We start from the raw sequence: 6,766 nt of genomic DNA on the forward strand, positions 1-6,766 counted from the left end.
TTATGGAAAGCTTAAATATTCGCTTACAGCAGGAAAGTATTAAAGATATTCTCTGTGATTATATGGATGTTCTTAAATCTCAACCGAAAGATAGTGATTTACGTAGCAATTTTATTGAGCTTCTTTGTATTGATGGGCAACTTGAGCGGGCAGATCAGCAATTGTCGCTGTTGATAAAACAATACCCTGAGTATCTAGTCGGTGGAAATAACCTGCGTCAACTTATTCATGCGGCACAAGCAAGAGCAGATTTCTTTTCAGGAAACGCCACTGTTCAGCTATTGAAGGGTGAAGTTAAAAGTTTTGAAAGTTTGGTTGCTTTAAATGTGGCTCGATGCCGAAAAGATGATTCTGGGGTAAAAGAGCACGCGGAAAAATTAGAGTTAGAGCGTTGCAAGTCTGCTTTTACCGTTAACAATATTAGCGTACCTGACTGTCGAGATCTTGATGATAGTTTGGCGGGTTATATCGAGTTGTTCGGGACCGATGGGCAATATTATCTTGTTCCATTTTCTGAAGTATCTCATCTGCAATTTATGCCAATAACGTCCTTAGTTGAATATATTTGGCGCAAGGTTAGCATCGAAGTTATTGATGGGCCAAGTGGTGATGCGTTTCTTCCTATAACCTATATTGACAGTAAAACCGATGCTCAAAAATTGGCGCGTGAAACGGACTGGGTGGAATTACCCAATACACCCGTTGTTATTGGCCAAGGTCAAAAGATGTGGTTAGTTGGCGATGAAGCGCTTCCTCTTGCTCAGTGTGAGTTAATGGAAAAAATGGCTTAACGTTGACGAGATACTAAATCATGTATGTGCCGTTAAAACCATCGCTATTGGATAATCTCATTGATGACACACCGGAAATTACAACGGAACAACCTATTACCTATAGCTTACAGGCGCTAAAAGATAGTGTGCGTAGAGATATCGAGTGGTTGCTCAATTCTCGCCGTTCTTGGCTTACGTGGTCGAAACATTTGGAAGAACTAGATATTTCAGTGATGAATTACGGTTTACCTGACTTTTCTGCGATGCCATTTAGTAGCAGTGATGGGCGTAGCTACTTGTGCCGAATTGTAGAAGAAACGATAACTCGATTTGAACCTCGATTTGATGCTGTTTTTGTCACTGTATTAGAAGACGGCGCGCCGGAAGATCGTGTGTTACGACTTCGAATTCAAGCCATATTTCGTGTTGGAACTGAACAAGAAGAACTTGTTTTCGATTCCGAAGTTGAGCCAGTGAGTTTAGGGATCAAGGTAGAGGAGTCTTAAAATGAGCGATGATTTATTAAAATATTACAATCGTGAACTGGCCTACATGCGAAAAATGGGGGCTGAGTATGCGGAGAAGCATCCAAAAATAGCAGGTCGTTTACGATTGAGTGATAGTCAAATTGAAGACCCGCACGCATCACGAATGATGGAAGGCTTTGCTTTATTAACGGCGCAAATTAGACGTAATTTAGATGACAGCTATCCGCAATTGACGGAAGCCTTGATTGGTCAACTTTATCCTGACTATCATGCCACGATCCCCTCTATGAGTGTGATTAAAATGGCAGCAAAAGATAACATCGGTGTCGGTTTCTCTATTGATAAAGGTGAATCAGTTGAACTGGTTGCAGATCATTTCAAGCGTTGCCATTTTCAAACTAGCTACTCGGCTGAGCTATGGCCGTTTGACTTGAGCCAAGTGAGCTTCGAGAACTCCCCATTTCACGCCCCTGAACCGCATTTTAATCGGGCAGCCCGCTCGGTACTTAAGCTGAAATTAACAGGAACAGATGGTGATCATCGATTAAGCCATCATGCTTTTTCTTCATTGAGGTTCCATTTAGGCGGGCTTTCTCATATTAGCTATCAACTCTATCTCTATTTGTTACGTTATGCCGTCGGGATTGCAATTGTTCCTAAAAATCACCCTCAGAATGTTAAGTACATCAGTTCAAAGCACATTAAAGCGACTGGGTTTGAGGCGCAGCAATCTGTTATTCCATATCGTCAGCAAAGTTTTTCTGGTTATAGGCTGTTAGTCGAGTATTTCTTATTGCCAGAGAAGTTTCTATTCATTGACTTAGTTGATCTCGAACCTCGTTGGTTTGGGGATAGTGATGAGGCTGAATTATTCATTTACTTCGATGAGCCATCAGATCTTATGGTGAAGCAGCTAGCAAAAGAAAATGTCTTGCTGGGGTGTGTGCCCGTTATTAATTTATTTGAAAAACAGGTTGAGCCGATCGCGCTTGATCACGTGAGTCATGAATACCCGATTGTCCCGTCATATAATCAATCTGAAGCAAATGAAGTGATCAGCGTTGAGCGTGTCACTGCTTACAACTGGCATAACACGGAAGTTGAAGTGATGCCGTTTTATGGTGGGGAACATCCCAATTATTTATCTGACAGTGAGTTGTACTGGAATATTCGTCGAGAAGATGTGAATTGGGCGGGTGGGTTTGACGAACCCGGCCGTGAAACATTCATATCAATAGTCGATCGCTATTCCAAACATTTTGATCCTGCTGAAAAAGATCGGTGGAGCTTAAAAATAGAGACCCTGTGTAGTAATCGAAATTTAGCTTCTCGACTTCCATTTGGTGGCGGGCAGCCTAAAGTTTTTTTAACGCAGCAAGGTGACGTATTTGAAAAGGTACGTTGTTTATTTCCGCCAACAGAACCTATTCGCCCTCGGTTACATGATAGCACCCGCTGGCAGCTAGCGAAGTTATTAACACTCAATAGCTTTACTGATGGAAATAGTCTGGCAACGCTGAAAGAAACATTAAGGCTATATGATTTTAAAGCCTCCCCCCAAACAAAAGTGCTGATTGATGCCATTGTTGGGTTGAAGGTTACACCTGCAACGGCACGAGTGAATCAAGAAGGGCGTGTAGGATTCTGTCATGGGTCTGATATCGACCTCACTTTTTCAATTAATGACGTACAAGAACCCATGGTATTTTTGTTCAGCAATGTATTAGCCCATTTTTTTGCGCAATACGCGGCTGTGAACAGTTTCACTCGCCTTCGGGTGTGGCTGTATGGACAAGAGCAAGCTTTTCATGAGTGGCCAGCGACGGCTGGTGGGAAGGTACTGCTGTGAGTAAAGCGATTGATTTAACAGACTTTCAAGGACGAGAACTTTACGAAGTAATATATGCCCTACATCGACACTATATTAGTACTGATGGCCATTTCGAATTAGGTTCTGATGCATTTATTGATGATGAAACAATACGGTTTGTTGCATCGCAGCATCTTGGCTTTGCAGCCAATGAAGTGACTGTTCGACCTGAAAAAAGTGGCGAGGGTTTAACATTAGAGGTCAGCTCTTTTGGATTAACGGGGGTTGCAGGGGTATTACCTCAGCATTATACCGAATTGATTTTGCAGCGTATGAAACGTAAGGATTACGCGTTAAGAGATTTTCTTGATTTGTTTAATCACCGACTTATTTCCCTCTATTATCGATCTTGGGAGAAATATCAGTATTCAGTTCATCATCAACGTCACCTATGGGGGCAACCAACAGATATACATCAAGCACTCCAATCGTTAACAGGTTCTATCGATGATAGTGATATTTATTGGGGAGGGTTGCTGGCTAAAACGGTGCGAAATGTCGCATCTATGAAAGCCATTATTTCTCACACGCTTAAATGTGATGTTGATGTTGATGAATTTGTTGGACGGTGGATCCCACTTCAAGGTAATGAACAAACAGCATTATGCTCACGAGCTGAACCTGACGGACTTCACGCTCAATTAGGCCGAACAACGGTATTGGGTAAGCAAGTTTGGAATGTTAATGCCGCAATTAGGATTGTGCTTTACGTACAAGATGCACAGCTAACACGACGACTTATCCAAAAAAGCGTTTTAATGACCCGCCTAAATAATCTTGCCCGGCATTTTGTCCCGCAGTCCACGCAGGTGGATTGGGAGGTACAAACGTATTATGCCGATCTTCCATTGGCCGCTCTGGGAAGTGAAACCCAATTAGGTCTGAGCGCGATGCTCGGCATGTCGTCTTTACTTGCGACTAAGCCAGTGAAAATTTCAATTAATTAGTATTAGCTAAAGGTAATCTATGTCGACAATGACGTTGAAGTCGTTGGTGGAAAAACTCACACCTGACGCAAAAAGGACACTGGAATCTAGTGCCGCATTAGCAAATTCTCGTAGCCACTCAAGCGTAGAAGTGTTGCACTGGCTGTGTTGTATTTTGGACGCACAAACCACTGAATATAAAGCAGTAAGTCAATTCTTTGCAATCGATGATGCAAAGCTCAAGAATGATTTATTGGTTAGGCTTGAACGCCTACAAACAGGCTGTGAGGATGCTCCTGGTTTAGCGATTCATACGGTTACTTTACTTCGACAGGCATGGCTCGCCGCGACGATTGAATTTGGTGATAACAGTCTTGGTATTGTCCATTTATTTTATGCACTGTCAGCTGATGAAAGCTTGTCTTCTTTTGTTAGCTTATATAGTCAAGAAATTACAAAAATAGAACCCGCAAAGCTATTACATATTTGGCCTGAATTGAATAACAGCGTAGCGAGTGAAGCATCATCAGCAACCTCATCCAGTGCTTTACCTGCGTTAGAGCAATTTACGATGGATCTCACAGAGCAAGCTAGAAGTGGCGAGATTGATCCTATTGTTGGACGAGATGATGAAATTCGTCAGATGATCGATATTTTGTCTCGTCGCCGTCAAAATAATCCGATATTAACGGGTGAAGCTGGGGTCGGAAAAACGGCCGTTGTCGAAGGTCTAGCTTTACGAGTTGTAGCTGGCGATGTCCCTGATAGCTTAAAAGGGATCGCTATTCGTTCTCTTGATCTTGCGTTGCTTCAGGCGGGGGCGGGGATGAAAGGGGAATTTGAAAATAGACTGAAATCAGTTATTCAAGAAGTTAAATCTTCGCCAGTCCCTATCATAATATTTATCGATGAAGCACATGCCATGGTAGGGAGTGGGGGGCAAGCTGGTCAAAGTGATGCGGCTAATATCTTAAAGCCTGCACTCGCTCGTGGTGAACTTAGAACGATTGCGGCAACGACTTGGGCTGAATATAAAAAGTACTTTGAAAAAGATGCGGCGTTAGCTCGCCGATTCCAAGTGGTAAAGGTTGAAGAACCGAGTGAAGACCTTGCAGTTGCTATGTTGCGCGGTTTACTTCCCGTGATGGAAAAACACCATGGAGTGAGTATTACCGATCAGGCGTTACAAGCCGCCGTTAAATTATCGAATCGTTACATTAGTGGGCGACAGCTACCGGATAAAGCTGTGGGGTTACTTGATACTGCGTGTGCTCGCGTAGCAATGAGCCAAGCAACAACTCCTGCAAAGGTTGAGCGATTAACAAAAGCACTTGAACAAAAGCTTGTTGAAATTAATCAGTTGGAAAAGGAGCAAATAACGGGTTCACCTCACCAAGAGCAAATCGCTGAACTGAAACGACAGCATGACGAAAAAGAAACAGAACTTCATATCTACAACAACAACTGGCAACTTGAAAAAACGCAGGTAGAGCAAGCGCATTTATTAGTAGCTGAACTGCTTGAAGGCAATGAACAGCCACAAGCTCATGAAGAATTAGTGGCGATCAAACAATCTTTTGCAATCAATAATGAACCTATGGTGTTCTTTGAGGTTGATGAACACTTAATTGCAGAAGTGGTTGCAGACTGGACGGGAATTCCTGTAGGACGCATGCAGTCGGATGAAATTGAACAAATATTGTCACTTGAAAAACATTTAAAGCAACGTGTTATAGGGCAAGATCATGCACTAGATCATTTAGCTGAAGTCGTTAAGATTTCACGTGCCAACCTAAATGATGAAAATAAACCCAACGGTGTCTTTTTGTTGTCAGGTCCAAGTGGTGTAGGGAAAACTGAATCGGCATTAGCTTTAGCTGAGCAAATTTACGGTAGTGAAGCACACATTACGACAATTAACATGTCAGAGTATAAAGAGGAGCATAAGGTTTCATTGTTACTTGGTTCGCCTCCTGGCTATGTTGGGTTTGGTGAAGGGGGAGTGCTCACTGAGGCTGTCCGGAGAAAACCCTATAGCGTGGTCTTATTGGATGAGATAGAAAAGGCTCATCCAGGCGTTCAAGATATTTTCTATCAAGTTTTTGACAAAGGGACGATAAAGGATGGTGAAGGGCGAGATATCGACTTCAAAAATACGATTATTATTCTTACCTCGAATATAGGTACTGACTTGATCATGCAGCTTTGCGAAGATCCTGACATGATGCCAAGTCCAAAAGGGTTAACGGATGCGTTGCAAGATGAATTGTTAAAAGCATTTAAGCCTGCATTTTTAGGACGGATGAATATTATCCCCTTTTTCCCACTAACACAGACTGTATTAAAAGACATTGCTCAATTACAGCTAAACCGATTAGTGAAACGTTTTGAAAAAAATTACGGTGCGCACTTTGAATATAGCGATGATATTATCAACTGTTTAATTGACTTATCACATGAGCCAAGTGCTGGTGCTCGTATTATTCAGCAAAATATACAAAAAACACTATTGCCAATATTGTCAACTAATATATTAAATAGGCTTTCAGTCAATAGTCCTATTGATGAAATCATACTTAGTGTTAAAGATGATAATTTCACCGTAGATATAAAATAAACAACATTTATTCTCATGTGGTTTTGTGAGCCATTTTCAAGAAAGTGGAAATGGAAATTGCGCTACTCGCTGTGTGTGTAATTATCCATATG

The 6,766-nt window shown here is 41.9% G+C and carries 5 protein-coding genes; all 5 read left to right on the plus strand.

Going from position 1 to position 6,766, the window contains the following annotated elements; all coding sequences use genetic code 11:
* Positions 1 to 791 (plus strand): type VI secretion system accessory protein TagJ (locus ASV53_RS21710; protein ID WP_094958645.1); only part of this gene is annotated, 791 nt, incomplete at its 5' end.
* 20 nt (positions 792 to 811) lie between these two features.
* Entirely contained in the window at positions 812 to 1,279 is a 468-nt protein-coding gene (tssE, locus tag ASV53_RS21715; RefSeq protein ID WP_094958646.1) for a type VI secretion system baseplate subunit TssE, read from the plus strand.
* A gap of 1 nt (position 1,280) precedes the next feature.
* Entirely contained in the window at positions 1,281 to 3,110 is a 1,830-nt protein-coding gene (tssF, locus tag ASV53_RS21720; RefSeq protein ID WP_094958647.1) for a type VI secretion system baseplate subunit TssF, read from the plus strand.
* A complete protein-coding gene (tssG, locus tag ASV53_RS21725; RefSeq protein WP_189337939.1) occupies positions 3,107 to 4,078 on the plus strand; it encodes a type VI secretion system baseplate subunit TssG in 972 nt (323 codons plus the stop codon). Before tssF ends, tssG begins: the two co-directional genes overlap by 4 nt.
* A gap of 19 nt (positions 4,079 to 4,097) precedes the next feature.
* Complete coding sequence (tssH, locus tag ASV53_RS21730; protein ID WP_094958649.1) at positions 4,098 to 6,674, plus strand: type VI secretion system ATPase TssH; 2,577 nt, start codon at positions 4,098 to 4,100, stop codon at positions 6,672 to 6,674.
* Positions 6,675 to 6,766: the final 92 nt, after the last annotated feature.

Origin of the sequence: Photobacterium sanguinicancri, from assembly GCF_002265265.1 — a bacterium.
GTDB lineage: Bacteria > Pseudomonadota > Gammaproteobacteria > Enterobacterales > Vibrionaceae > Photobacterium > Photobacterium sanguinicancri.